At 68.7% G+C, this 26137-nt stretch carries 25 protein-coding genes; 15 read left to right on the top strand and 10 right to left on the bottom strand.

Translation table 11 applies throughout. The features are described from left to right. The first annotated feature begins 122 nt into the window (after positions 1–122). From BM150_RS11615 to BM150_RS11600, 5 genes are all read left to right on the top strand, one after another. On the top strand, positions 123–761 hold the full coding sequence (locus BM150_RS11615; RefSeq protein ID WP_092927030.1) for a DUF3043 domain-containing protein: 639 nt from the start codon (positions 123–125) through the stop codon (positions 759–761). Positions 762–818: 57 nt separating this feature from the next. Further along, positions 819–1805 carry an aldo/keto reductase family protein gene (locus BM150_RS11610; protein WP_092927028.1) on the top strand — a complete coding sequence of 329 codons (987 nt, stop codon included), beginning with the start codon at positions 819–821 and terminating at the stop codon, positions 1803–1805. Further along, positions 1802–2359, top strand: a complete 558-nt coding sequence (gene cobU / locus BM150_RS24495) for a bifunctional adenosylcobinamide kinase/adenosylcobinamide-phosphate guanylyltransferase (RefSeq protein ID WP_217641596.1) — start codon at positions 1802–1804, stop codon at positions 2357–2359. Before BM150_RS11610 ends, cobU begins: the two co-directional genes overlap by 4 nt. Before the next feature lie 159 nt (positions 2360–2518). Beyond that, on the top strand, positions 2519–3646 hold the full coding sequence (gene cobT, locus BM150_RS24490; RefSeq protein ID WP_217641595.1) for a nicotinate-nucleotide--dimethylbenzimidazole phosphoribosyltransferase: 1128 nt from the start codon (positions 2519–2521) through the stop codon (positions 3644–3646). 5 nt (positions 3647–3651) lie between these two features. Further along, positions 3652–4395, top strand: coding sequence for an adenosylcobinamide-GDP ribazoletransferase (locus BM150_RS11600; RefSeq protein ID WP_092927026.1), 744 nt, complete (start codon positions 3652–3654; stop codon positions 4393–4395). 284 nt (positions 4396–4679) lie between these two features. On the opposite strand, the gene BM150_RS11595 is transcribed toward BM150_RS11600, so the two are convergent. From BM150_RS11595 to BM150_RS11580, 4 genes are all read right to left on the bottom strand, one after another. Continuing rightward, on the bottom strand, positions 4680–4964 hold the full coding sequence (locus BM150_RS11595) for a MoaD/ThiS family protein (protein ID WP_092927024.1): 285 nt from the start codon (positions 4962–4964) through the stop codon (positions 4680–4682). 47 nt (positions 4965–5011) lie between these two features. After that, positions 5012–6097: a WD40/YVTN/BNR-like repeat-containing protein gene (locus tag BM150_RS11590; RefSeq protein WP_092927022.1), complete on the bottom strand. Its 1086-nt coding sequence runs from the start codon at positions 6095–6097 to the stop codon at positions 5012–5014. Between the two features lie 96 nt (positions 6098–6193). Next, on the bottom strand, positions 6194–7297 hold the full coding sequence (locus BM150_RS11585) for a branched-chain amino acid aminotransferase (RefSeq protein ID WP_092927020.1): 1104 nt from the start codon (positions 7295–7297) through the stop codon (positions 6194–6196). A gap of 156 nt (positions 7298–7453) precedes the next feature. Beyond that, positions 7454–8701: an APC family permease gene (locus BM150_RS11580; protein ID WP_217641594.1), complete on the bottom strand. Its 1248-nt coding sequence runs from the start codon at positions 8699–8701 to the stop codon at positions 7454–7456. Positions 8702–9114: 413 nt separating this feature from the next. On the opposite strand from BM150_RS11580, the gene BM150_RS11575 reads away from it, so the two are divergent. Then, a complete protein-coding gene (locus BM150_RS11575) occupies positions 9115–10608 on the top strand; it encodes a leucyl aminopeptidase (RefSeq protein ID WP_092927016.1) in 1494 nt (497 codons plus the stop codon). Positions 10609–10717: 109 nt separating this feature from the next. Here the strand turns inward: BM150_RS11575 and BM150_RS11570 are convergent, their stop codons facing one another. Next, the gene (locus BM150_RS11570) at positions 10718–11068 is read right to left on the bottom strand and encodes an oxidoreductase (protein WP_092927014.1); all 351 of its coding nucleotides are present in this window, start codon (positions 11066–11068) and stop codon (positions 10718–10720) included. Positions 11069–11299: 231 nt separating this feature from the next. Here BM150_RS11570 and lpdA point away from each other — a divergent pair, with 231 nt between their 5' ends. The 4 genes from lpdA to lipB all read left to right on the top strand — a co-directional run bounded on the left by lpdA (position 11300) and on the right by lipB (position 16533). Beyond that, on the top strand, positions 11300–12670 hold the full coding sequence (gene lpdA / locus BM150_RS11565) for a dihydrolipoyl dehydrogenase (RefSeq protein ID WP_092927488.1): 1371 nt from the start codon (positions 11300–11302) through the stop codon (positions 12668–12670). A 66-nt stretch (positions 12671–12736) separates the two neighbouring features. Next, positions 12737–14518, top strand: coding sequence for a 2-oxoglutarate dehydrogenase, E2 component, dihydrolipoamide succinyltransferase (gene sucB / locus BM150_RS11560; RefSeq protein WP_092927012.1), 1782 nt, complete (start codon positions 12737–12739; stop codon positions 14516–14518). Between the two features lie 273 nt (positions 14519–14791). Continuing rightward, positions 14792–15676 carry a TIGR01777 family oxidoreductase gene (locus tag BM150_RS11555; protein WP_092927010.1) on the top strand — a complete coding sequence of 295 codons (885 nt, stop codon included), beginning with the start codon at positions 14792–14794 and terminating at the stop codon, positions 15674–15676. Between the two features lie 110 nt (positions 15677–15786). Next, positions 15787–16533 carry a lipoyl(octanoyl) transferase LipB gene (lipB, locus tag BM150_RS11550; protein WP_092927008.1) on the top strand — a complete coding sequence of 249 codons (747 nt, stop codon included), beginning with the start codon at positions 15787–15789 and terminating at the stop codon, positions 16531–16533. 103 nt (positions 16534–16636) lie between these two features. Here lipB and BM150_RS11545 read toward each other — a convergent pair whose 3' ends face one another. Together BM150_RS11545 and BM150_RS11540 are read right to left on the bottom strand one after the other, a co-directional pair. Beyond that, positions 16637–17584: an LLM class F420-dependent oxidoreductase gene (locus tag BM150_RS11545; protein WP_092927006.1), complete on the bottom strand. Its 948-nt coding sequence runs from the start codon at positions 17582–17584 to the stop codon at positions 16637–16639. Between the two features lie 56 nt (positions 17585–17640). Beyond that, positions 17641–18249 (bottom strand): TetR/AcrR family transcriptional regulator, encoded by a 609-nt coding sequence (locus BM150_RS11540; RefSeq protein WP_092927004.1) that lies wholly within the window; start codon positions 18247–18249, stop codon positions 17641–17643. A 105-nt stretch (positions 18250–18354) separates the two neighbouring features. On the opposite strand from BM150_RS11540, the gene BM150_RS11535 reads away from it, so the two are divergent. The 3 genes from BM150_RS11535 to lipA all read left to right on the top strand — a co-directional run bounded on the left by BM150_RS11535 (position 18355) and on the right by lipA (position 20967). Then, positions 18355–18846: a hypothetical protein gene (locus tag BM150_RS11535; protein WP_092927002.1), complete on the top strand. Its 492-nt coding sequence runs from the start codon at positions 18355–18357 to the stop codon at positions 18844–18846. 53 nt (positions 18847–18899) lie between these two features. After that, positions 18900–19835, top strand: a complete 936-nt coding sequence (locus BM150_RS11530; protein WP_092927000.1) for an oxidoreductase — start codon at positions 18900–18902, stop codon at positions 19833–19835. A 130-nt stretch (positions 19836–19965) separates the two neighbouring features. Beyond that, the gene (gene lipA / locus BM150_RS11525) at positions 19966–20967 is read left to right on the top strand and encodes a lipoyl synthase (protein ID WP_092628812.1); all 1002 of its coding nucleotides are present in this window, start codon (positions 19966–19968) and stop codon (positions 20965–20967) included. 72 nt (positions 20968–21039) lie between these two features. Here lipA and BM150_RS11520 read toward each other — a convergent pair whose 3' ends face one another. Both BM150_RS11520 and BM150_RS11515 read right to left on the bottom strand, forming a co-directional pair. After that, on the bottom strand, positions 21040–21525 hold the full coding sequence (locus BM150_RS11520) for a hypothetical protein (RefSeq protein ID WP_092926998.1): 486 nt from the start codon (positions 21523–21525) through the stop codon (positions 21040–21042). A gap of 1 nt (position 21526) precedes the next feature. Next, positions 21527–22753, bottom strand: coding sequence for a molybdopterin-dependent oxidoreductase (locus BM150_RS11515; protein ID WP_092927486.1), 1227 nt, complete (start codon positions 22751–22753; stop codon positions 21527–21529). 333 nt (positions 22754–23086) lie between these two features. On the opposite strand from BM150_RS11515, the gene BM150_RS11510 reads away from it, so the two are divergent. After that, on the top strand, positions 23087–23812 hold the full coding sequence (locus BM150_RS11510) for a DUF4191 domain-containing protein (RefSeq protein WP_092926996.1): 726 nt from the start codon (positions 23087–23089) through the stop codon (positions 23810–23812). Positions 23813–24051: 239 nt separating this feature from the next. Here BM150_RS11510 and BM150_RS11505 read toward each other — a convergent pair whose 3' ends face one another. Continuing rightward, positions 24052–24507, bottom strand: coding sequence for an RDD family protein (locus tag BM150_RS11505; protein ID WP_175496789.1), 456 nt, complete (start codon positions 24505–24507; stop codon positions 24052–24054). A gap of 193 nt (positions 24508–24700) precedes the next feature. Here BM150_RS11505 and glnA point away from each other — a divergent pair, with 193 nt between their 5' ends. Further along, positions 24701–26125 (top strand): type I glutamate--ammonia ligase, encoded by a 1425-nt coding sequence (gene glnA / locus BM150_RS11500; protein WP_092926994.1) that lies wholly within the window; start codon positions 24701–24703, stop codon positions 26123–26125. Positions 26126–26137: the final 12 nt, after the last annotated feature.

Genomic DNA, 26137 nt, shown 5'->3' with positions numbered 1-26137 from the left:
GGGAGCCGCGCCGCGCGGGCCGCTGCCGGAGCGGCCCACCGCGACACGAGCGATTTCCACGATCGGCTCCCAACCGCGGAGTCGGTATTCGTGACAGGGACGGTGTCGCTTACGCTGGTGGTGTGAAGTTCCTCCGTCGCAACACCGCCGAGCAAACCGCCACCGTCGACAGCGACGAGCACGGTGGCGAGGCGACGCGGGAGAACGCGAACGATTCGAGCCAGGCCAAGGGTAGGCCGACCCCGAAACGTCGCGAGTCCGAGAGCAAACGTCGGGGCCCGGTTCCGCCGCCGCCACGGACCCAGCGCGAGGCGTTCAAGCGGATGCGTCGCAACAAGCCGGAGCGGCGCAAGGCCGCGGCCGAACGGCGCGAACGGATGATGGCGGGTGACGACCGTTACCTCATGCCGCGCGACCGCGGACCGGTCCGAGCACACGTTCGCGACATCGTGGACTCCCGCAGGCACCTGATGGGGCTGTTCATGCCGCTGGTGCTGGTGATATTCCTGGCCACGCTGGTGCAGATCCAGATGGTCGTCCAGATCGCCACGGTGTTCTGCCTGGCGCTGCTGATAACGATGATCTTCGAGGGCACCATGCTCGGCCGGATCGTCACGAAACAGGTGCGCGCCAAGTTCCCCGACGCCAAGGACAAGGGGATCAGCATGGGGTGGTACGCCTTCACCCGTGCGATGCAGCTGCGCAAACTGCGTGTTCCCCGCCCCCGGGTCACTCCGAAGGACATCAACGAGGTCCGGTGAGCACGGCTCGGTCACAGTGCTGGGCGCACACCGGGATGTGGATCTAGGCTGGATGTCATGGAGTTTCGTCGGCTCGGCCGCAGCGGCCTGAACATCAGCGAGATCGCTTACGGAAACTGGCTCACCCACGGTTCGCAGGTCGAGGAGGAACAGGCGCAGGCGTGCGTGCTGACCGCTCTCGACGAGGGGATCACCACCTTCGACACGGCCGACGTCTACGCGGCCACCCGGGCCGAGGCGGTGCTCGGGCGCGCGCTGTCGGGGGTGCGCCGGGAGAGCATCGAGCTGTTCACCAAGGTCTACTTCCCCACCGGGCAGGGGCCCAACGACCGCGGTCTGGGCCGCAAGCACATCATGGAGTCCTGTGAGGCCTCGCTGCGCAGGCTGCAGACCGACTACGTGGATCTCTACCAGGCGCACCGGTTCGACCGGACCGTTCCGCTGGAAGAGACCATGACCGCGTTCGCCGATCTGGTGCGTCAGGGCAAGGCGCTCTACATCGGCGTTTCGGAGTGGAACGCCGAGCAGATCAGCCGGGCCGCCGAGCTGGCACGGGAACTGCGCGTACCGCTGGTGTCCAACCAGCCGCAGTACTCGATGCTGTGGCGGGTGATCGAGTCCCAGGTGATCCCGACCTCGGAGCGGGAGGGCCTCGGCCAGATCGTGTGGTCGCCGATCGCGCAGGGCGCGCTGACCGGCAAGTACCTGCCCGGGCAGGAGGCTCCCACCGGTTCGAGGGCGACCGACGAGGCGGGCGGCGCGAACATGATCTCGCGTTGGATGCGGGACGAGGTGCTGGAACCGGTGCAGCAGCTCAAGCCGATCGCCGAGGACCTGGGGCTGTCCATGGCCCAGCTGGCCGTGGCCTGGGTGCTGCAGAACTCGAACGTCTCCGCCGCGATCATCGGCGCGTCCCGCCCGGAGCAGGTCACCGACAACGTGCGGGCGGCAGGGGTGAAGCTCGACCAGGACGTGCTCGACAAGATCGACGAGGTCATCGGGCACGTGGCGGAGACCGACCCCCGCCACACCACCACGCCGTGAACGGATCCGAGCACCGCACGCTGGTACTGGGCGGAGCGCGCTCCGGCAAGTCCGCCCATGCCGAGGGGCTGCTGCCGCGGGAGGGTGCCGCCACCTACGTCGCCACCGCACGGCGGGATCCCCGCGACGAGGAGTGGAACCGGCGTATCGCCGACCACGTCGCGCGCCGTCCGGCGAACTGGAAAACCGTGGAGGCTCCGCGTCCGGACGACCTGATCGACCTGCTGGACAACGCCCGAGCGGCGGATCCACCGATCCTCGTCGACGATCTGGCGACCTGGTTGACGGGCGCGCTGGACGACGCGGGTGCGTGGGAGCGTGACACCTCGGCGCTGACGACCGTGCGAGGACAGCGTGACGAACTGACACGCGCGAGCGAATCGTGTTCGGCACGGCTGGTGCTCGTCTCGGCCGAGGTCGGTCTGGGTGTGGTCCCGGAGAGCAGGGCGGGTCGGCTGTTCCGGGACGAGCTGGGTGCGCTCAACGCCGGGCTCGCCGAAGTCTGCGACAGCGTGCTGCTGCTGGTCGCGGGACTACCACTGCGACTACGTTGAGTGGCTGACCTACGCTGAATCCCCGGAGTCGGTCACCGCGAGCACACCCCGACGTGGGAGCTCGGCGGCGGTGCGTAGCCGAGCGCGGTGTTGCCAAGCACGACTCCGGCCGAACGACTACGGAGGTAAGGCTTGTCCACGGTGCCCGACCCACAACCGATGCACACCCCATCGGCAGAACCGGCGGACGGCACGGACCGGCCGGGTATCGAATTCGGCGTGGTCCGGCCACCCGACGAACAGGCGCACCGGCAGGCGGTGGCGCGGCACGACGGGCTCACCAAACCCGCCGGGTCACTCGGCAGGCTGGAGGAACTGGGCGTCTGGGTTGCGGCCAGGCAGGGCACCTGCCCACCCAGGCCGTTCGACCGGCCCCGCGTGGTGGTTTTCGCGGGGGACCACGGGATCGCCACCAACGGCGTCTCGGCCTACCCCAGCGAGGTCACCGCACAGATGGTCGAGAACATCCTCGCCGGCGGGGCCGCCGTGAACGCGCTGGCCGCCAACGCCGGAGCGGGGGTACGCGTCGTCGACATGGCCGTGAACGGCGAGACGAACCGGACGATCTCGGCGCACAAGGTCCGCGAGTCGTCCGGTTCGCTCAACGTCGAGGACGCACTCACCGCCCAGCAGGCACACGACGCGGTCGCAGCGGGCAGGGCACTGGCCGACGAGGAGGTCGACAGCGGAGCCGATCTGCTGATCGCCGGTGACATGGGTATCGGGAACACCACCCCCGCCGCCACCCTCATCGCGGCCCTGACCGAGAACGAGCCGGTGGCGGTGGTCGGACGTGGCACCGGGATCGACGACGCGGCGTGGATGCGCAAGACCGCGGCCATCCGGGATGCGCTGCGCCGCGCGCGCAAAGTGGTGGACGATCCGTTGGCGCTGCTGCGCACGGCGGGTGGTGCCGACATCGCCGCCATGGCCGGCTTCCTCGCGCAGGCGTCGGTGCGCCGTACTCCCGTGATCCTCGACGGCGTGGTGGTCGGCTCCGCGGCGATGGTCGCCGAGGAGCTCGCCCCGGGAGCGGCGCAGTGGTGGATGGCGGGACATCGTTCGGTCGAACCAGGGGCGACCCTGGTGCTGGAGCACCTGGACCTGCGGCCGGTGCTGGATCTCGACATGCGACTGGGCGAGGGTTCCGGAGCCGTCTCGGCCCTGCCGGTGGTCAACGCCGCGATCAGGGTGCTGGCCGAGATGGCGAGCTTCGCCGAAGCGGGTATAGCGGGCCCCACCTCCGACGAGGCGGCGGGAGTCTCCCCGACCGACGCCGCGGACTGAGCGGCGTGCAAGGGCTTCGACTGGCGTTCGCCTGGTTGAGCGTACTGCCGGTGCGGGTCGACACCGTCGACGAGCGCACCGGCAGGCGTGCCATCTCGTTCGCTCCGCTGGTGGGAGCCGCTCTCGGGGTGTTCGCCGCTCTCCTGCTCTGGGCATTGCTCGCACTGGGAGCTCCCGCACTGGTGGCGGGACTGCTCACCGTGGCCTCGCTGGCACTGGCCACCAGGGGGATGCACATCGACGGGCTGGCCGACACCGTGGACGGGTTGGGCTGCTACGGCGCCGCCGAACGAGCGCTTTCGGTGATGCGCGACGGCAGCACCGGCCCGTTCGCGGTGGCCGGACTCGTGCTGACGATCGGAGTGCAGGCTACGGGATTCGCCGCGGCCGCCTCACACGGCGAGTGGGGAGTCGTCGTACTCGCCTGCGCCGGCGGGAGGGCCGCTTTTCCGCTGTGCTGTCGCAGGGGGATCCCGGCGGCGCGACAAGAGGGCATGGGTGCGCTGGTGGCGGGCACGCAACCCCGCGGCACCGTGTTCGCCTGGTGGGCGGCACTGCTGCTCGCCGGTGGTTTCGCCACGCCGGGAACGTGGTGGGTCGGTCTCGCCGCCGTGGTACTGACCTTCGGCTCGCTGTGGGTGCTGAGCAGGCACGTGCTACGCAGGTTCGGCGGAGTTACCGGCGACGTGCTCGGCGCCTGCTGCGAACTGGGGACCACCCTCCTGCTAGCCATATGCGCCCTCGGCTGAGCTCTTAGGGTTGGCAACTCGGTTGTCGTAGTTGGTCGAGAAGCGGAACCTCTCGCACGGCTCTCGCTGCGGCGAGGCCCGACATCGGGTAGTTACTACACAACGTCGGGGCCGTCCTCACGAGGCACTCCCCGGAGAACCCGCGGCGGTGCGGGCTGCGAGGGTGGTGAGGGGCTCGGCTCCGGAACCCGCTCCCCGCGATTTCGTGGGAAATTGACGGAGCTGGGGCCACACCGCCGCACGGGGATGTCAATTTCTCGCGAAATCGCCGCCCCGCAACGCAGCTATCCGCCCGCGACGGAGGGCACGATCCGGACCTCGACACCGTCGCCGAGCTCGGTGGCGACGCCGTCCAGCGCGCGGCACTCCGTGCCGTCGACGTAGAAGTTGACGTAGCGGCGCAACGTTCGGGTCTCGTCCCGCAGTCTGCGTTCCAGGGCGGGGTGGGTGACGGCCAGCTCGTCGAGCAGCTGTCGCAGCGTGGCCTCCTCTTCGAGGGACAGCCGCAGGGTGCCCGCCCCATCGACCGTGGAACGAAGCATCTGCGGGATTACCAGGGTGATTCGCATGATCGTCTCCCGATGGCAGTGGACGGGCAGCGGTTCGCGGCTGGTGGTCAGACCACGGCAGCGCGCAGCGACAGCACGTCCGGCAGGTGTTCGGCGATCCGGCTCCAGCTCTCCCCCCGGTCGGAACTCGCGTAGACCTCACCGGACCGGGATCCGAAGTACACTCCGGCGGGATCACCGTCGTCGAGACAGAGCGCGTCACGCATGACGGCGGACCAGAACCCCTGCCGGGGGAGTCCTTCACCCAGGCCTTCCCAGGACGCACCGGCGTCCCTGCTGCGGTAGATCCGGCAGTCTCCCTCCGGTGGGAACCGGTGCGCATCGGCGACCAGTGGGAAGGTGTAGACCGTGTCGGGGTCGGCGGGATCCACAGCGACGGGGAAACCGAAGTCGACGGGTAGCCCCTCGGCGATGGACTCCCAGGTGTCGGCACCGTCGTCGCTGCGGTAGACGCCGTGGTGGTTCTGCAGGTAGATCCGCTCGGGCGCGGCGGTGTTCCGGGCCATCCGGTGTACGCACTGCCCGAATTCCGGGTATTCGTTCTCCGGCATGAAGTAGGCGCGGACGCCGTGGTTGGCGGGGGTCCACTCGGCACCGCCGTCGGTGGTGCGGTAAACGCCGCCGGTGGACATACCCACCAGGATCCGGTTCGGTTGCCGGGGATCGGGCAGGATCGTGTGCACCGCCTGTCCCCCGAACCCCGGGAACCACTCGGCGCGATGCGGGTGGTCCCAGAGCCCGCGCACGAGTTCGTAGTTGCTGCCGCCGTCCTCGGAGCGGAACAACGCGGACGGCTCCGTCCCCGCGTACACCACTCCGGGCTCGCCGGAAGGTCCGGGCACGATCTGCCACACGCGCCGCAACGAGGTCTCGGTGTCGGTGGGAAAAGCCACCGGGGCGTGCTCGGGCTCCTGCCAGCTGTGTCCCAGATCGTCACTGGTCACCAGGGTGGGACCGAAGTGCGGACTCTCGGTACCGGCCAACACCCGCGGTTTGCCCCTGGTGTCGATGGCCACCGAGTAGACCTCGGTCATCGGCAACCAGGGGCCGGTGAGTCGCCAACGCCCATCCTTCCGGCGCGCCAGCCACAGCCCCTTCCGGGTACCGATCACGAGCAATACGGACGAGGACACGACTGCCTCCCGTGGATGTGAGTGGGCTCTCACCGGGAAGGTACGCCGGACCCCCGACAATCGCCGTGTCGCGGTAACCGGATCGAAAGGAGGTGATCAGGCCAGCTTCGTCATCCAGCCCTCGGGATCGGGAAGTTCGCCGTACTGGATGCCGGTCAGCTGCTCACGGAGCTTCATGGTCAGCTCCCCGGGGCCGCCGTCCCCGATCGTGAATTCGCCGCCGCTGTGCCTGACCTTGCCCACCGGGGTGATGACGGCGGCGGTCCCGCAGGCGAACACCTCGGTGATCTCGCCGGAGAGGGCCTTCTGCTCCCATTCGTCGGTGGTGATGCGGCGTTCCTCGACTTCGAGCCCGAGCCGCTCGCCCATTCGCAGCAACGAGGACCTGGTGATGCCGGGCAGCAGGCTGCCGGTCAGTTCCGGGGTGACCAACCGTGCCTCCGCACCCGAACCGAGCACGAAGAACAGGTTCATGCCGCCCATCTCCTCGACGGCACGCCGTTCCACGGCATCCAGCCAGACGACCTGGTCGCAGCCCTGTTCGGCGGCCTGGGCCTGCGCCACGAACGAGGCGGCGTAGTTGCCCGCGAACTTCGCGGCTCCGGTGCCCCCCGGGCTGGCGCGGACGTACTCCCTGCTGAGCCACACGGTGACCGGCTTGACGCCGCTCGCGAAGTAGGAGCCGGCGGGCGAGGCGATCAGCATGTACAGATAGCTGCTCGCCGGGCGGTTGACGCCCAGGGTTCGCTCGGTGGAGATCATGAACGGCCGCAGGTACAGCGAGCTCTCGCCCTCCGTCGGCACCCACTGGTTGTCGACCGAGACCAGCTCACGCAGCGAGTCGAGGAAGATCTCCTCGGGCAGTTCCGGCATGGCCAGCCTGCGTGCCGAGTCCTGGAAGCGGGCGGCATTGGCCCACGGGCGGAACGAGGCGATCGAGCCGTCGGGCTGGTGGTAGGCCTTCAGCCCCTCGAAGATGGCCTGTCCGTAGTGCAGCACCGTAGTGGCGGGATCCAACTCGACGGGGTGATAGGGCTCCAGCCTGGCGTCGTGCCAACCCTGCTCGGTGCTCCACCGTGCGGTGACCATGTGATCGGTGAAGTAATTCCCGAACCCGGGATCGGCGAGTACCTTCGAACGATGTTCCGCACTCGCGGGTCGCGGGGTCTCGGTCCGGGTGAAAACGACGGGTTGGCTCATGAACGTACCGTATCGCGCGCCCGAGAGCAGTGGAAACCTGACCGGTAACGATTGGGCGACCGAGTATCAGCGTCACTTATGGTCGGTCGTACGACAGTCGTAAACACCTCGCGGGAAGCGTCGTGAGAGCTCGTTGGGCGTTGGGTGTTCGCGGAGTTACCGGACGTCGTGTTCCTCGGGAGGGCGCTCGTGGCGCGAGCTCCGCTCCGAACCCCGCCACCGCCGAACCGAACCCGCCACCACCGGCACCAGAACCACCACCGCCAGCGTGACCGCCATCGCGGGCACGGGCATGCTCATGGCCAGAATCACCGACAGGCCCATCCCCAGGCAGGCCGTCCGCCTGGGCAGTTTCCCGCCGTCGAGCAACAGAACTCGCGCCGCCGCGTTGACCAGCGCGTAATGGACCAGCAGACAGCACGCGGCGATCGCGACGGCCTGTTCCGGCCCGAGGAGCGACGTCAGCGACGCGGCCACCACGGCCAACGCCAGATCGAACGGGTAGGGGGTGCCCGCGGGACCGGCACGACGCGCCAGTACCGGCAGCTCACCGTCGGAGACCAGAGCCGCACCGGTGGAGCGCGCCGACTCCAGCACCGCGAGCAGCACCGGCAACATGGCCAGCGCGGCCGCCGTCCCCACTACCGAGGTCAGCGCTGCCGCGTCGGCCGCACGCAACGCGTCGAGCAGCGGTGCCGGCGACAGCGCCAGCCGCGCGGAACCGAGCTGGTACGACACCGCCCCCAGCACCACCGCCAGCACCACACCGGCGACGAGCAGCACAGCGGGCAGGGCACGGTCCAGCACGGCCGCCGGATACCGATCCGCCCTGTCCGCGGCGGCGGTCAGCCGCTCGAAACCGACGAGGCCGAAGAACAGCACTCCCGCCGCTCCGGAGACCGCCAACGGCCCCTGGGGTGAGATCGACGGGGAGTCCACCGGAGTGATCGCCAGGCACGCGGCGGTCACCACGCCGAGCACCGCGATCGTCAGCGCCAGCCAGAGCCAACCGGCCACCCCCCTGATCCGAAGTCCGGCGGTGGCGGCGAGTACCGCGAGCAGCGGGAGCGAGACCGCGGCCAACGGCTGTGGGGTCGGTAGATAGCGGGCGGCCGCGCCCGCTACGGCCGTCAGCGCCGCGACATGACCGAACAGTCCCGTACCGGCGGCGATTCGGCCGGGAACCACTCCCAGCTTGTCCCGCACACACGCGTATCCGGCACCTGTCGGCCCGTAGGACTCGGCCTGGTGTCTCGTGGCGCTCGCGGCGCACCAGGCGGTGACGACCGCCACCGGCACGGCGAACGGCGTCCACGGTCCCGCGATCGACACGGCCGGTGCCACGCCGAGGAACACCCCGGCACCCAGCATGGCACCGAGCGCGAGCGGAACCGCTCGCCTCACGACTGTCGAACCAACCGAGGGGCCCGATCGTTCGGCCAAGCAAACCATCCTCGTAGTAATGAGACCTCGTCCTCGCCCCGAGGAACGTCCCGCCGGTCCCCTGCCGCTAATCCCCGATCAGGTGCGGGCCGCACCGCACGGCAAGAGAGCCTCGACGCGCACGTCACCACCGGGCAACGCACTGACGGCATCGACCGCTCACCGAAACGGTACTCGGCGACGAAACCGTGAAGTCGGGGACTCGAGGCGAAACCATGCGCCGTGAGTGATCCCCCGACGACACGGCGACACGAACACGGGCTGGTACGCGCACCGGCGGAGGCACCGTTCTACAGTGCCCGCGGAAGCGATATGCGGTGGGCAGGTGCTGGAAGCATCGGCCCGACGGCACACAACTCCGGGAGGAGCCACAGGTGACAACCCCCAAACTCGCCCTGGTCGACGGCGCCGCGGCGAAGCTGACGGTGGAAACCCTCGTCATCGGAACCGTGGAAGGCACGGACGGCCTCGAACTCGCACCGGGAACGAACGAGATCGCCGCGGCGTTCGACGGCAACCTGACCGAGACGCTGACCCTGCTGGGCGCCACCGGCAAGGCCGAGGAGGTCGTCAAACTCGCGGCGAGTGGGTCGTTGCGGGCGGAAGTCCTGCTCGCTGTCGGACTCGGCAAGCGCGATCCGAACGAGGAGATCCCGAGCGAGTCGGTGCGCCGCGCGGCGGGCGCGGCGGCGCGCGCGATGACCGGGGTCTCGCACGCGGCCACCACGCTGTCCGAACTGGACGTTTCAGCGGCGGTGCAGGGAACGGTGATGGGTTCCTACGCGTTCACCAGGTACAAGTCCTCGCCAGGTGACGACCCGGTGAGCAAAGTGGACCTCGTGGTACCCGAGGCCAAGGACGACTCCGCGAAATCCGCGCTGAAGGGCGCCACGGTGATCGGTGAGGCGGTCAACACCGCCCGGGATCTGATCAACACCCCGCCGAACGATCTTCCGCCTGCCGCGATGGCGGAGCGCGCCTCCGAACTGGGCCGTTCGGCCGGGCTGGACGTCGAAGTGCTCGATGCCGACGACCTGCGCAAACACGGCTACGGCGGCATCCTGGGCGTCGGCGAGGGATCCTCCCGGCCACCGCGGTTGGTCCGGATGCGGCACAAGGGGCAGAAGGGTGCCCGGAAGGTGGCGCTGGTCGGCAAGGGCGTGACCTTCGACACCGGCGGCATCTCACTCAAACCCGCCGCGGGCATGGACGAGATGACCTCGGACATGTCCGGTGCGGCCGCGGTCATCGCGACCATGGTGCTGGCGGCCAAACTCAACTACCCGCTCGACATCACCGCCACCGTTCCGATGGCGGAGAACATGCCGTCCGGCACCGCTTACCGGCCGGGTGACGTGTTGAGCATGTACGGCGGCAAGACCGTCGAGGTTCTCAACACCGACGCCGAGGGCAGGCTGATCCTGGCGGACGCGATCACCCGCGCCTGCGAGGACGAGCCCGAGTACCTGGTCGAGGCATCGACCCTGACCGGTGCGCAGCTGGTCGCGTTGGGCAAGCGGACACCGGGTGTCATGGGAAGCGAGGGTTTCCGGGACCGCGTGGCCGAACTGTCCAGGGCGACCGGGGAAGCCGGTTGGGCCATGCCGTTGCCGGACGAGTTGCGGGCCGACCTCGACTCGAAGCTGGCCGACATCGCCAATGTCACCGGTCAGCGCTGGGCGGGCATGCTGGTGGCCGGACGTTTCCTCAGCGAGTTCGTGGCGGAGGACGTCGCCTGGGCACACATCGACGTGGCCGGTCCGGCGTACAACTCGAACTCCCCGTGGGGCTACACCCCCAAGGGAGGCACCGGCGTTCCGGTGCGGACGATGGCCGCGGTGCTGGCGGACATCGCCGAACGAAGCTGAGAGCCCGCAGCGGAGCTTGCCCAGCCGGTCGGGTAGCCGGCACGTGAGTCGGCGCCTTGGGAGCGTCGGGCCGGCTCTCGAGTAGCGACACGCGGGTACCGCCGTGGGATCACTTCTCGAGCCCGCGGCGGTACTCGCGGCGGCGCAGCACGCGCTGCCTGCGCTGGTAGTCGCGCATCCGCTGCGGATAACCGACCTTGTTGACCTCGTAGAACGGGACACCAAGTCGATGCGTGAAACGGATCGCGGCGTCCCGTCCCTCGATCCGACGCCGCGTCCACTCCCCGTCGTGGGCGACGAAGACGATCGTCGTCTCGGTGACCGGAGTCGGTGGTTCCAGGAACCCCTCGACACCGCGACGCTGAGCAGCCCACTGCCGGAGGTGTTCGGTGTCCTGGTTCCGCTCGGGGCGGGTGCGTCGCGACCGACCACGACGGCGTAGACGCTCGAACAGGCCCACGGTTCTCCCTCCTTGACCGGTTACCACGATATTGCCAGTCGGGGCATAAAAACCACCTTTCGTGACGTTGCACCCGGTAGCGAATGTGATCTTCGCGCCATTTGTCCCGGGAACACGGGCAGCCCGTCTCGCGCCCGTGACTCGCGTGGTGACAAGATGGCTTTCGGTGCCGGAGCTCCGCGCGGGCTCCGGTAACGAGTTGAAGAAATGATGCCTGTCGAGGAGTGCGAAGTGACCGACACGTCCGCCGATCTAGTCATTCTCGGTGGCGGCTCCGGCGGCTACGCCTGCGCTTTCCGCGCGGCGGAGCTGGGCCTTTCCGTCACCCTCATCGAAAAGGACAAGCTCGGTGGGACCTGTCTGCACCGAGGGTGCATCCCCACCAAAGCGCTGTTGCACGCCGCGGAGGTCGCGGACTCGGCCCGCGAGAGCGAGCAGTTCGGCGTGAAGGCCTCCCTCGAGGGCATCGACATCGATGGCGTCAACTCGTACAAGGACGGCATCGTCACCAAACTGCACAAGGGGCTGCAGGGGCTCGCCAAGGCCCACAAGATCAACTACGTTGAGGGCGCGGGCACCCTCGTCGACGCCAACACGGTGGAGGTCGACGGCACCCGCTACACCGGCACCAACGTGGTGCTCGCCACCGGTTCCTACTCCAAGACGCTGCCCGGTCTGGAGTTCGGCGGTCGGATCATCGCCAGCGAACAGGCACTCAATCTCGACTACGTACCGGAGAAGGTCGTCGTGCTCGGCGGCGGCGTCATCGGTGTGGAGTTCGCCAGCGTGTGGCGCTCCTTCGGTGCGGAGGTCAACATCGTCGAGGCGCTGCCCCACCTGGTGCCGAACGAGGACGAGTACTGCTCCAAGCAGCTCGAACGCGCCTTCCGCAAGCGGGGGATCAAGTTCTCCACCGGCGTGAAGTTCACCGGCGCGGAGCAGAGCGAGTCCGGCGTGACCGTCAGCCTGGAGAACGGCGAGACCATCGACGCCGATCTGCTGCTGGTCGCTGTGGGACGCGGACCCAACACGGCGGGGCACGGCTACGAAGAGGCGGGCGTGTCCCTGGAGCGCGGTTTCGTGCGCACCGACGAGCGGTTGCGCACCAACCTCCCCGGCGTCTACGCGGTGGGCGACATCGTCCCCGGGCTGCAGTTGGCGCACCGCGGGTTCCAGCAGGGTGTGTTCATCGCCGAGGACATCGCGGGGCTGAACCCGCCGGTCATCGACGAGGCAGGCATCCCGCGAGTGACCTACAGCAACCCCGAGGTCGCCTCGGTCGGACTGACCGAGAGCGCCGCCCGGGAGCAGTACGACAAGGTGGAGACCTTCACCTACGACCTCGCGGGCAACGGCAAGAGCCAGATCCTCAAGACGGCGGGAGCCGCCAAGATCGTTCGTGCCGCGGACGGGCCGGTGCTGGGGCTGCACCTGATCGGTGACCGGGTGGGCGAACTGATCAGCGAAGCCCAGCTCATCTACAACTGGGAGGCCCTGCCGGAGGACGTCGCTCCGCTGGTGCACGCCCACCCGACCCAGTCCGAGGCGCTCGGCGAAGCGCATCTCGCCCTGGCGGGCAAACCGCTCCACGTACACGGCTGACGCATTCCGCTCAACCGGTCACGTCAGAGCCCATCACACGCCACGAGTACGAGGAGTCAGCAACAGATGGCCTTCTCCGTCCAGATGCCGGCACTCGGTGAGAGCGTCAGCGAAGGCACCATCACCCGGTGGCTCAAGCAGGTCGGCGACACCGTCGAGGTCGACGAACCCCTGCTGGAAGTCTCCACCGACAAGGTCGACACCGAGATCCCCTCCCCCGCCGCCGGGGTGGTACAGCAACTCATCGCCAGCGAGGACGACACCGTCGAGGTCGGCGGCGAACTCGCGCTGATCGGCGACAGCGGTGAGCGGGCCGCACCGCAGCAACCGGCCGCGAGCGAACAGCCCTCGCAGGCACCGGCGGAACCGGCAGCCGCACCACAGCCCGCGCCGGAACCCGCCCCCGAGCCGGAGCCCGCGGCACAGCCCCGGGCGTCCGCGACCCAGGGCACCGACGTGCACATGCCCGCCCTGGGTGAAAGCGTCAGCGAAGGCACCATCACCCGGTGGCTCAAGCAGGTCGGCGACACCGTCGAGGTCGACGAACCCCTGCTGGAAGTCTCCACCGACAAGGTCGACACCGAGATCCCCTCCCCCGTGGCAGGCACGATCCTGGAACTGTCGGCCGGTGAGGACGACACCGTCGAGGTCGGTGCCAAACTCGCGGTGGTCGGCGACCAGTCGGCGGAACCGGCAGCCGCGCCACAACCCGCCCCGGAACCACAACCCGCGGCGCCCCCCGCCGCTCCCGAGCCGGCCCCGGAACCGCCGCGAGAGGAAGCCGCACCGCAGCCCGCGCCGAGCGCTCCGGCGGCCCAGTCGGCTTCGGCCCAGTCGGCTCCGGCACAAGCCGCTCCGGCCCAGCAGGGCGCTGAGGGGTCGGCGCCGTACGTGACTCCGCTGGTGCGCAAGCTGGCGAACGAGCACGGTATCGACCTGCACTCGTTGCGGGGAACCGGCGTCGGCGGACGCATCCGCAAGCAGGACGTGCAGGCCGCCATCACGCAGCGGTCGGCGGGCGCGGCCACCGGCTCGCGTCCCGACGGGCAGCCCGCGGAAGCGGCCACCGCCGAACCGGCCGCTTCGGCCACGGGGCAGGAGGAGCCCTCCGCCGAGGCGAGGGCGCTTCGCGGCACCACCCAGAAGATGTCGCGGCTGCGGCAGGTGCTCGCCCAGCGGATGGTGGACTCGCTGCAGACCGCGGCCCAGCTGACCACCGTCATCGAGGTCGACGTCACCCGCATCGCACGACTGCGCCAGCGCGCCAAGGACGACTTCGAGGCGTCGGAGGGCGTCAAGCTCTCCTTCCTGCCGTTCTTCGCCAAGGCCACGGTGGAGGCGCTCAAGCTGCACCCCAAGCTCAACGCCTCGATCGACGAGCAGGCCAACGAGATCACCTACCACGGTGCCGAGCACCTGGCGATCGCCGTGGACACCGACCGGGGGCTGCTGAGCCCGGTCATCCACGACGCCGGTGACCTCAATCTCGGCGGGCTCGCCCGCAAGATCGCCGACGTGGCCGATCGCACCCGCGACAACAAGGTCAAACCCGACGAGCTGTCCGGCGGCACGTTCACGCTGACCAACACCGGCAGCCGGGGGGCCCTGTTCGACACGCCGATCCTGAACCCGCCGCAGGTGGGAATGCTGGGTACCGGCACGGTCGTCAAACGTCCCGTGGTCGTCTCCGACGAAGCGGGCGGTGACACCATCGCCATTCGCTCGATGGTCTACCTCGCGCTGTCCTACGACCACCGCCTCGTCGACGGTGCCGACGCCGCTCGTTTCCTCAACACCGTCAAGCAGCGGCTGGAGGAGGGCTCCTTCGACGCCGACCTCGGGGTGTGAGTTCGCCGGTCGACCACAACCGGTGAGGCGGCGGGGCCGCCTGACTTTCCGGGGCCGCCTGACTTTCCGGGGCCGCTTGACTTTCCGGGGCCGCTTGACTTTCCGGGGCCGTCCACTCTCGGTGGGCGGCCCCGGTTCTCGTGGCCGGTGACCAAGCACGAACCGTCCCGAGTCCCGTAGCGACGATCCCGCGGAACGCGGCGCAGCGAAACGCTACCCACTCGATCGGGCGACGGTCTCGCACTGTGGCGATCATTGCGACAAGATCGGGGCATGCGTGTGGTTATCGCCGGATCCTCCGGCCTGCTCGGAACCCATCTGGTGCCGGCGCTCCGGCACGCCCGCCACGAAGTGATTCGCCTGGTCAGACGCGCCGCACAGGCCCCGGACGAACGCGGCTGGGACCCCGAGTCCGGTGAGATCGAGGCGGGCGCCCTGGACGGCGCCGACGCGGTGATCAATCTCTGCGGCGCCCCGCTCGCGGGCAAGCGGTGGACCGCCGAACGCAAGCGGGAGCTGCTGCGTTCCCGCACCAGGCCCACCGCCGTACTCGCCGAGGCCATCGGGGAAAGCGGCGTCCCCGCCCTGATCAACGCTTCCGGGGTGGATTTCTACGGCGACACCGGCGGCAGGCTGATCACCGAAGCGGCCGGTCCCGGCAACGGTTTCCTCGCCGATCTGTGTCAGCGCTGGGAAGCAGCGGCCGACGCCGCCCGTCCCGCCCGGGTGGTGCGGTTGCGTACCGGCCCGGTGCTCTCCCCGTCCGGCGGACTGCTCGGCCAGCTCAAACCGCTGTTCTCGCTGATGCTCGGCGGCAGGCTCGGTGACGGCACCCAGTACATGCCCTGGATATCGCTGGACGACGAGATAGCCGCCATCCGGTTCGTACTGGAGAACCGGGAGATCTCGGGACCGGTCAACATGACCGGGCCCGAACCGGTGACCAACGCGGAGTTCACCAGAGCGCTGGGCGAGGCGCTCGGCCGCCCGGCACCGTGGGTCGTTCCCGGTTTCGCCATGCGAGGGGTGCTCGGTGAGCTCGCCCAGGAACTCGCACTGACCGGACAGCGTGCGGTGCCCGCTGTGCTGGAGGAACACGGCTTCACCTTCCAGCACCCGACGGTTCGTTCCGCGCTCGGAGCGGCGGTGTCGGCCTGACCGGCTACCGCACCACGGTCGACGATTTCGCGAAACGTACGGGCCGCGGTGCCGCGACGAGCACGAAGCGCGATATCGCGGTCGAAACCGACAGCGGTAGGGTGGCGCCCGTGAGTCACGGTGAGAACTCGTGCCGGGCCTCGGATCAGCCGATCGAGAGACTCGAGCTGGGCACGATCGACTATCTGACGGCTTGGCAACGTCAGCAGGAACTGGCCACGGCCCGCGCGGCGGGAACCGGACCGGACACGCTGCTGCTGCTGGAACACCCTTCCGTGTACACGGCGGGCAAGCGAACCGAACCGGAGGACCGCCCGCGGGACGGCACGCCGGTGATCGACGTCGATCGCGGTGGCAAGATCACCTGGCACGGCCCCGGCCAACTGGTCGGCTATCCGATCGTGCGGCTGTCCGATCCGATCGACGTGGTCGACTACGTGCGCAGGCTGGAGCAGGCACTGATCCGGGTGTGCGAGCAGTTCGGGCTGCGAACCGGCCGGGTGGAGGGGCGCAGCGGCGTGTGGCTCGCCGCTGACGGCGATCGGCCCGAACGCAAGATCGCGGCGATCGGCATCCGGGTGCAGGGTGGGGTGACCATGCACGGCCTGGAGTTGAACTGTGATTCCGACATGGCCGAGTTCGACCGGATCGTCCCCTGCGGAATCAGCGATGCCGGGGTCACCTCGCTGTCGGCCGAACTGGGCAGGGACGTCACGGTGGCCGAAGCGCTGCCGCTGGTGAAGCAGGCCGTCCCGGAGGCCCTGGACGGTGCCCTTCCGGTCACCGACCGCGACGTCAGGAAGCAGTCGGAGGCCCCGGCGGGCGTGACGTTCGCGCTGGATCCGGAGCTGCGCTGACCGACGCCACCCCGGCCGAGCACTCGTGGCGTGGTGGGCGAGCGGCTCACCCACCACGCCGTCGTCCCTCCCCGCGACCGGGCTGCGGGACGGGAGGGTCCGATCAGTCGAGCCGATTCGCGACCTCGGCGGCGACCAGTTCGATGTGATCCAGGTCCGACAGATCCAGCACCTGCAGGTACAGCCTGGTGATGCCGGTGTTCCGTCGCCACTGGCCGATTTTGTCGGCCACCTCCTCGGGAGTACCGGCGAGGCCGTTGGCGCGGAGCTCGACCGGGTCACGACCGATCGCCTCGGCACGCCGGGCCAGCTGGGCCTCGTCCTTGCCGACGCAGAGGACGAGCGCGGCGGAACGCACGATCTCGTCGGGATTCCTGCCGATGGCGGTGCACGCCCGCCCCACCCTGTCGAACTGTGCCGCCGCGGTCTCCTGGTCGACGAACGGCAGGTTGAACTCGTCGGCGAACCTCGCCGCCAGTTCCGGGGTCCGCTTCTTGCCCGCACCTCCGATCAGCACCGGAGGACGTGGCTGTTGCACCGGCTTGGGCAACGCGGGCGAGTCATCGAGCCGGTAGTACGTTCCCGAGTAGTCGAAGGTCTCACCCGAGGGCGTGGACCACAGCCCCGTGACGATCTCCAGCTGCTCGGCGTAACGCTGGAAACGCTCCCGCAGCGAGGGAAACGGGATGCCGTAGGCGGTGTGCTCCTCCTCGTACCAACCGCTGCCGATTCCGAACTCGATGCGCCCACCCGACATCTGATCGGCCTGGGCCACCGAGACGGCCAACGGGCCGGGAAGGCGGAACGTCGCCGCGCTCATCAGCGTCCCCAGTCGCAACCGGGAGGTCTCCCGCGCGAGCCCTGCCAGGGTCAGCCACGCGTCCGTCGGCCCAGGCAGACCGCTCGAATCGCCCATCCGCAGGTAGTGGTCGGAGCGGAAGAAGGCATCGTAACCCGCCGACTCGGTGGTGCGGGCGACGCGGAGCAGATCGTCGTAGGTGGCGCCCTGCTGGGGCTCGGTGAAGATTCTGAGTTTGAATTCCTCGGTCACGTCCCGAGGCTAACCGGCCCGTGCGAGTTCGGGAGTCACACGGGCGGGGGTGGCGGTCAACCGTCGCGCAGACCACGCAGCAGCCGTTCCAGCGCCTCCCCCACCTCGACGCTGGTCCGATTGGGATCATCCGATCCGGCGATGGTGGCGGCCCCGGAGGAAAGCCCACCGAAGATCACCCGGGCGAGCACGTCCACCGACACCGACTCCTCGATACGGCCGGTGTGCACCAGCCGCTGGACGCTTCCGCGCACCAGGCCGAACGTGTAGCGCTCGCCGAGGTCGTACCAACGCTGGTAGCCCAGCACCACCGGCCCCTCCTGGGCGACGATGCGCTGGAAGGAAGGCTCCAGGCAGACCCGCAGGAACGCCTCCAGCCCGGCACGCAGTTCCTCCCACGGATCGCGTTCACCGGGCATCACGTCGGCCAGCCGGGCGACGACACCGATCTCGACCTCCTCGAAGGCGGCCTCGAACAGCGCACGCTTGCCCCCGAAGTGGTGGTAGAGGGCTCCCTTCGTCACGCGGGCACGTCCGGTGATCTCGTCCAACGACGCCCGGGCGTATCCGCGTTCGGTGAACAGCTCCACGGCGGAATCCACCAGCGCGGCACGGGTGGATTCCGAGTACTCGACCCGGCGTGGTTGCTCTGTCGCCCTACTCACATCGCTTCACCATACCGTCGGTACGTACGGGCTGATAACGTCACCACAAGCGACATACCGTTGGTATGCCACACACCACAGGTACGGCCAACTTGCGAGGTAGGCATGTCCTGGCAGCGGTTCCACCGCAGGCAACAAGCGATCGGATTCCTGCTGGAGCGACTGGCGCGAACCCCGGACCGGCTTCCGGACCCGCGAAGTCACGACGAACTGTCGGACGTGTTCGCCGACAGGCAGCGACTGCTGTGCGCGCTGCAGCACAAATGGACGCAGCAGCTGACCGGCCGACTCGACACGCGACTGAGCGAGTGCGACGGCAGTAGCGGTGACAGGCTGGAGGCCGCTCGGCTGGCATGGCAGGACACCGCGGCCGAGAACCCCGTGCTGCGCGCGGCGCTGGACCGGCACGCCACTGCCCCGAAGGGCGAACTGCGGGAAGCCGTGGAACGGGAGCGACGCCTGCTGGCGCTCACAGCTGGCGTGGCCGAGCACTCCGAGCCGGATGCCGAGATAAGCCGCTCCGGAGCGGCGTTGTCGCGCCTGCTGCACGCCGCTGAGCACGCCGAACCGCACACCCCGGCACCGGTCACGGTCTGAGACCCCAAACGCGAGAGTTGTTCGAAACCTCGGCGGGATATAGAAATGCGGCCATGACCAAATGGGACGAGACCGCCGTACCGGACCAGTCGGGGCGGACGGTGCTGATCACCGGCGCCAACTCTGGGCTGGGACTGCGAAGCGCACAGGTGCTGGCCTCCCGGGGAGCATGGGTGCTGCTCGGCTGCCGGGATCCCGAACGCGGCAAGCAGGCCGCGGAACGAATCGAGGGATCGGCGCACGTGCGCCCCGAGGTCGTCGAACTCGACCTGGCCGATCTGAGCTCGGTTCGCGAGGCGGCTTCGCGGGTCAGGGAACGCACCGGTGACCGTCTCGAAGTGCTGATGAACAACGCGGGCGTGATGGCGACGCCCTTCCGCCACACCGCGGACGGTTTCGAGCTGCAGTTCGGGACCAACCACCTCGGGCACGCCGCGTTGACCTGGCTGCTGATGCCCGCCTTGCGCGGTGGAGGGCACTCCCGGGTGGTGACGCTTTCCAGCCTCGCGCACCACGGCAACGGCCTGGACACCGAGGATCCGAACTTCCGGCGCCGCCGCTACTCGCCGCTGCGGGCCTACGCCCAGTCGAAACTGGCGAACCTGTTGTTCACCAGGGAACTCGACTCCAGACTCCGATCGGCCGGGCTCGACATCACCAGCGCCGCGGCCCACCCCGGTATGACCGACACGGAACTGGCCCCCAACTCGGCACGGCACCGCGCGCTCCCCGGCGTCGTCAGTGCCGCGGTGAGCAAGGGCAACACACTGATCACCCAACGGGTGGAACTCGGAGCACTGCCACAGCTGTACGCGGCCACCGCGCCGAACGTGGCAGGCGGTGACTACTTCGGGCCGGCGCGACTGGCCGAGGTCCGTGGCCATCCCAAGCGGGCCCGGCTCAATCCGGCCGCGCGGAACGACACCAGCGCGGGACGGCTGTGGGAGAGCACCGCGGAGCTGACCGGGATCTCGCCCGAACCGTTCTGATCGAAGTTCTCCGGGCGGGTCGTCGAGCTACCCGCTCGGCGGAACCTCCCGCACGCTGTTTCGGTGAAGAGCGGGATCGGGTGAGTTCGGTCATTGTCGAGCACCGGTGGTCGGGGCGTAGCCTGTGGTCGTGACTGTGGCGCCGGAGGGGCGGAAGTTGTTGCGGCTCGAAGCCCGCAACAGTCAGACGCCGATCGAGAAGAAGCCGTCCTGGATCAAAACGCGCGCTCGCATGGGTCCGGAGTACCAGGAACTCAAGGGGCTGGTGCGGCGCGAGGGCCTCAACACCGTCTGCGAGGAGGCGGGTTGTCCCAATATCTTCGAGTGTTGGGAGGACCGGGAGGCCACGTTCCTCATCGGCGGTGACCAGTGCACCCGCCGGTGCGACTTCTGCCAGATCGACACGGGCAAACCCGCCGAGCTCGACACCACCGAACCGCGCAAGGTCGCCGAGTCGGTGCAGGCCATGGGGCTGCGCTATTCGACGGTGACCGGTGTGGCCCGCGACGACCTCGACGACGGCGGCGCGTGGCTGTACGCGGAGACGGTGCGCCAGATCCACGAGCTCAACCCCGGTACGGGTGTCGAACTGCTGATCCCCGACTTCAACGCCGAGCCGGACCAGCTCGCCGAGGTGTTCGGGTCGCGCCCCGAGGTGCTCGCGCACAACATCGAGACCGTGCCGAGCGTGTTCAAGCGGATGCGCCCCGCGTTCCGGTACGACCGCTCGCTGAAGGTCCTCACCCTCGCGCGTGAGGCGGGTCTGGTGACCAAGTCGAACCTGATCCTCGGCATGGGCGAGACGCCCGAGGAGGTCGAGCCCACCCTGCGGGACCTGCACGAGGCGGGTTGCGACATCATCACCATCACGCAGTACCTGCGCCCCAGCCCCCGGCACCACCCGGTGGACCGCTGGGTCAAGCCCGAGGAGTTCGTCGAGCACACCAAGGCGGCGGAGCGCATCGGTTTCCCGGGCGTCATGGCGGGTCCGCTGGTCCGCTCCAGCTACCGGGCGGGGCGGCTGTACGCCAAGGCTACCGAGCACCGCGGCATGCCGCTGCCGGAGAACCTCGCGCACCTGGCGCAGGCGGGAACCGCCGCCCAGGAGGCGAGCAACCTGCTCTCCCGCTGAACCGCTCCCCCGGAGCGCGTGGGCTCTCCCACGCGTTCCGGGGGACGGCATCGGCGAATCGTGGCTGGTGGATCAATTCCCGTCCCGGCCGACGCCGAGGTGCCGGGAGCGCATGACGCGAACCAGGTACCACAGCGCGGAAAGCGCGAACATCGCGGCGGTGAGCAGTAACCAGCGTCCCAGGAAGGGCTGCTGGGTCTGTCCGGTCGCCGCGTAGTAGGTGAACTCCCCCTGCCTGATGATGCCGGGCAGGAACACCAGCAGCAGCAACGCGGACCCGAGCACCGGCACGCGTACGTGGTTGACCCAGCCCACTGCCGTCCTCCCGCGACGGGCACCGGCGCGGAGCAGCCGATCCGCCCCCGCGTAGACGGGGAACAGCACCAGGTCGTGCAGCACCACCGCGGCGAGGAACCAGACCAACATCCGAGTGAAGCTCGAATCGGGCACGAGCAGCACCACCACGTAGGCGGTCAGCGCGAAAGCCCCCAGCACCAGCAGCGGCTGGTGCGGAGCGGCACCGTAGGCCCGCGAGAACCGGCGGAGCAACACACGCATCTCAATCGCTCCCGAATTCGATGTCACGCACCCATTTGGTGTTGTGCACCCCAGGCAGCGCGGGCACTATCACTCTGGCCGGGTAACCGTGGTCCAGGGCGAGGTCGACGTCGTTGACCCGCAGCGCCAACAACGCGTCGGGATCGAGCACCTGGTTGGACTGCAGCGTGGCCGCCCGGAACGCACCGACGGTCTCGATCGAACTCACCCTGGCCCAGGTCGGCTCGGGAACCCCGGCCAGCACGGCCAGCTCACGCAGCCGTACCCCGGTCCAGCGTTGGGTCGTGGCCCACCCCTCCACACAGGCGATCGGCAGTGTCGCGGTGTGCTGCGGCATTCCCAGCAACTCCCCTCGGAAGAACCGGCTGGTCCCGTTCCGGGAGCGCAGCACCAGCCGCCAGCTCTCCTCCGTATCGGCGGGATCTATCCCAGCGGCCTCGGCAGTGCGGTTGACCTGGAAATCGTTGGGACCGGAACCGTAGCTTCTGCCGCGGGGCAACAACAGGGCCGCCCGACGAGCGGGGCCTCCCACCACCTGACCGATGCTGAGCACCCCCAGCAGCAGGGATCCGGCTCCCACCAGACCGAGCGCACCACGGCGGCTCATGGTGGGCGCGGCGGGCTCGGCTGCCACCAGGCCGGTGCTGTCCAACGGTTCGGGGCGGGTTTCGGCCCGCGTGGTTCGCAGTACGGAACGAGGCGAACGTGATCGCAGCGCGGCGAGCATGCGGGGGATCTTGAGCGCCACGTGCACGACGAATCCCGCGATGAACACCCAGGCGCCGAAGTAGTGCGCGGTGTAGAAGCTGAAGCCGAACACGTAGTCGTACTGGATGTTGAGGACACCGGTGACGATCTCGAAGAGGACGCCCCCGACCAACAGCAGCAGCGCGAGGCGTTCCAGGACCTTGGCCGGGGAGCGGGCAGGGGGCCATTCGAGCAGTTTCGGCACCACCGACCAGAGTTTCGCCAGCACAACCGGGATGAGCACCAACCCGAGAATCACGTGCGTCCCCTGGTTGAGCACGTACAACCAGGCCGGGCTGGTGGGCCAGTCGAAGGCGGGCAGCCGCAACCAACCGACCTCACGGGGAAACGCCTGGCCGAACTGCGGACCATAGGCGATGTAGGAAAGCAACCCGGTGATGGTCACCAGCGGTAGCGTCACCAGCAGCACGGCCCCGAACACCGAGGTCAGCCAGGGCCCGCGTAGCGGACTGCGCCACATCCGGCTCCGACGGACCCCGGAGGGACGGAGTCGGGCCAGCAACCGCCACGCACCGGCCGGAGCACCGAACGGGAGTTCCTCCCACGGATCGCGACGTGTCTCCTCGCGCGGAGCGAGCCGGGCGCTCCCGAGCTCCGGCGGTGGGGACGCGCCGACGGCCCGGTAAGAGGCGTCCAGTTGGAACACGGCAGCCCGGCACACCTGCAGCACCTCCGTGAGCGACGGTTCTGGCGGGCAGTGTACGACGGCGATGCCTCCCTCCGGCGCTTTTCGCGACGGGAAACGCCCGGACCGTATGGACGCGTCCGAGGGCCCGCGCCGTATCCTGGAGCTATGGCCAAGCAGGACCGAGCCGCGAAGAAAGAAGCGGCCAAACAGAGACGACAGGCGTCGAGCGGTCGTTTTAAACAGCTGTTCGAGGCGTTCAAGATGCAACGCCGCGAGGACCGGCTGCTGGTACCGCTGATGCTGGCGGTACTGCTCGGTGCGGCGGTCGTCGCGTTCCTGCTCGGCCTCGTCTGGGGGTTGCAGTGGTTCGCCCTACCCGTGGGTGTGGCCCTCGGCGCGTTGGGCGCGGTGATCGTGTTCGGCAGGCGCGTGCAGCGCAACGTCTACAGCAAGGCCAGCGGCCAACCGGGCGCGGCGGGCTGGGCGCTGGAGAACATGCGCGGCAAGTGGGAACTGACCCAGGGCATCACCGGCAACAGCCAGCTGGACGCGGTGCACCGGCTCGTGGGCAAGCCCGGAATCGTCCTCGTCGGCGAGGGGGAACCGCATCGGGTCAAGAGCCTGATGGCCCAGGAGAAGAAACGCATCTCGCGGCTGGTCGGCGAGACACCGATCTACGAGATCATGGTCGGTGACGGGCAGGAGCAGGTTCCGCTGCGGAAACTGCAGTCCAACATCATGAAGCTGCCCCGCAACATCAACGCCGGGCAGATCGACTCGTTGGAGAAGCAGCTCGAGGCGCTGGGCAACAGGGCCAATCCGATGCCGAAGGGTCCCGCGCCGCAGGGCGCGAAGATGCGCAACATGCAACGCGCGAGCCGCAGGAAGTAACCGAGTACGGCAGAGCGCGGCGCGTGCCGCGCTTTCCGCCTCCGCTTTTCCACCCGATGAAGGGCGGATTACCCGACTCCTCCGAACGAGTGAAGCGATCCGTCGCGGTGTTACACGGCGGTTGTCGGGCACCCGGATTCGGGCACCCGCCGGTCGTCACGGCAACGTCGAAGCAGCGCGAGAGCGCGAACCGTCCGGGACCAACGGGGCCAGCGGCCCGTCCAGTGTCCCGTCCGAGGTCAGCGGCGCAGCACCACGGTGCCGCTTAGCCGGTCGTGCCAGGAACGGCCGTCGAGGTTCCACAGCACGGCGGGCACGATCACAGCGGTCAGCACGCAGCGAAGCAGCGCACGTGGCAGCCCCACGGTCGGGGTGGCGTCGACACGTGCCACCCAGATCCCCGTCACGGCCATGCCCGGCGTGAATCCGAAGAACGCGACCGGCAACACCGTGATCAGCGCCCACGAGACCAGACTCCAGTTACCGGGCAGCTCCGGGGCCGTGAACAGCCCGGCCACGAGCGCCGCTAGCACGATGTCCACCAGAAACCCCAGTGCTCGCCGTCCCGTGGGCGCCACCGAGCCGGATCCCTGCTCGGGCAGCCCCAGACGTTCGCCCCGCCAGTGTTGCTCCGGTTGTCCCGACTCCCGCACGGATGCGGGGCCGGAGAGCCAGGAACCGAGTATTCTACCCACGTGACCAGCATACGGGGGCGTTCGACCGCTCCGAACCGACGCCCGCTCCGCCCCGGGGACAACGGACCGTTTCGTTAACGTCGGCGAAACACGCGGGTGACGACCGGGCAACACCGCCCCCCTAGCCTCGTTCACGAGCCGGCGACGAGGAATGGCCGGTGAGCGGCACCAATGCGTGAAGGAGCCATCGAGGGTGTTCAAGAATCCAGACGAGGTCCTACGCTTCATCTCCGACGAGGGCGTGAAGTTCGTCGATGTCCGGTTCTGCGACCTGCCGGGCGTCATGCAGCACTTCACCGTTCCCGCTTCGGCGTTCGACCACGACACCTTCACCGAGGGTCTGGCCTTCGATGGTTCGTCGGTGCGTGGTTTCCAGTCGATCCACGAGTCGGACATGCTGCTGCTGCCCGACCCGTACACGGCTCGTATCGACCCGTTCCGGATCGAGAAGACGCTGATCCTCAACTTCTTCGTGCACGACCCGTTCACGTTGGAGCCCTACAGCCGTGACCCGCGCAACATCGCCCGCAAGGCGGAGCAGTACCTGAACGAGTCCGGCATCGCCGACACGGCCTTCTTCGCCTCCGAGGCCGAGTTCTACATCTTCGACTCGGTGCGCTACTCCGAGGACGCGAACTCCTCGTTCCACGAGGTCGACTCGATCGAGGGCTGGTGGAACACCGGCCGCGCCGAGGACGGCGGAAACCTGGGTTACAAGACCCGCTACAAGGGCGGCTACTTCCCGGTCTCGCCGTACGACCACTACGCCGACCTGCGCGACGAGATGAGCACCGAGCTCGCCAAGGCCGGGTTCGAGGTGGAGCGGGCCCACCACGAGGTGGGAACCGGCGGCCAGGCAGAGATCAACTACAAGTTCAACACGATGCTGCACGCCGCCGACGACCTGCAGCTGTTCAAGTACATCATCAAGAACACCGCTTGGCGGCACGGCAAGACCGTGACCTTCATGCCGAAGCCGCTGTTCGGTGACAACGGCTCCGGTATGCACTGCCACATGTCGCTGTGGCAGGGCGGCTCGCCGCTGTTCCACGACGAGTCCGGATACGCGGGACTGTCGGACACCGCGCGGTACTACATCGGCGGCATCCTGCACCACGCCCCGAGCCTGCTGGCGCTGACCAACCCGACGGTGAACTCCTACCACCGTCTGGTGCCCGGCTTCGAGGCGCCGGTGAACCTGGTCTACTCGCAGCGGAACCGCTCGGCCTGCATGCGCATCCCGATCACCGGGACGAACCCGAAGGCCAAGCGCGTAGAGTTCCGCTGCCCCGACCCGTCCGGTAACCCCTACCTCGGCTTCGCCTCGATGCTGATGGCGGGCCTGGACGGCATCCGCAACAAGATCGAGCCCGCGGACCCGATCGACAAGGACCTCTACGAGCTGCCGCCGGAAGAGGCCAAGAACGTGCCGCAGGTTCCCTCCAGCCTCAGCGACGCGGTGGACAACCTCGAGTCCGACCACGAGTACCTGCTGGAAGGCGGCGTGTTCACCGAGGACCTGCTGGAGAACTTCATCTCGCTCAAGCGGGAGAACGAGATCGACCCGATCCGGCTGCGTCCGCACCCGCACGAGTTCGCGATGTACTTCGACGTGTGATCGACTGAACGG

Source organism: Actinopolyspora alba, from assembly GCF_900112765.1.
Lineage (GTDB): Bacteria > Actinomycetota > Actinomycetes > Mycobacteriales > Pseudonocardiaceae > Actinopolyspora > Actinopolyspora alba.
Note: the sequence above shows the minus strand (reverse complement) of the source record. Positions and strands in the feature narration are given on the sequence as shown.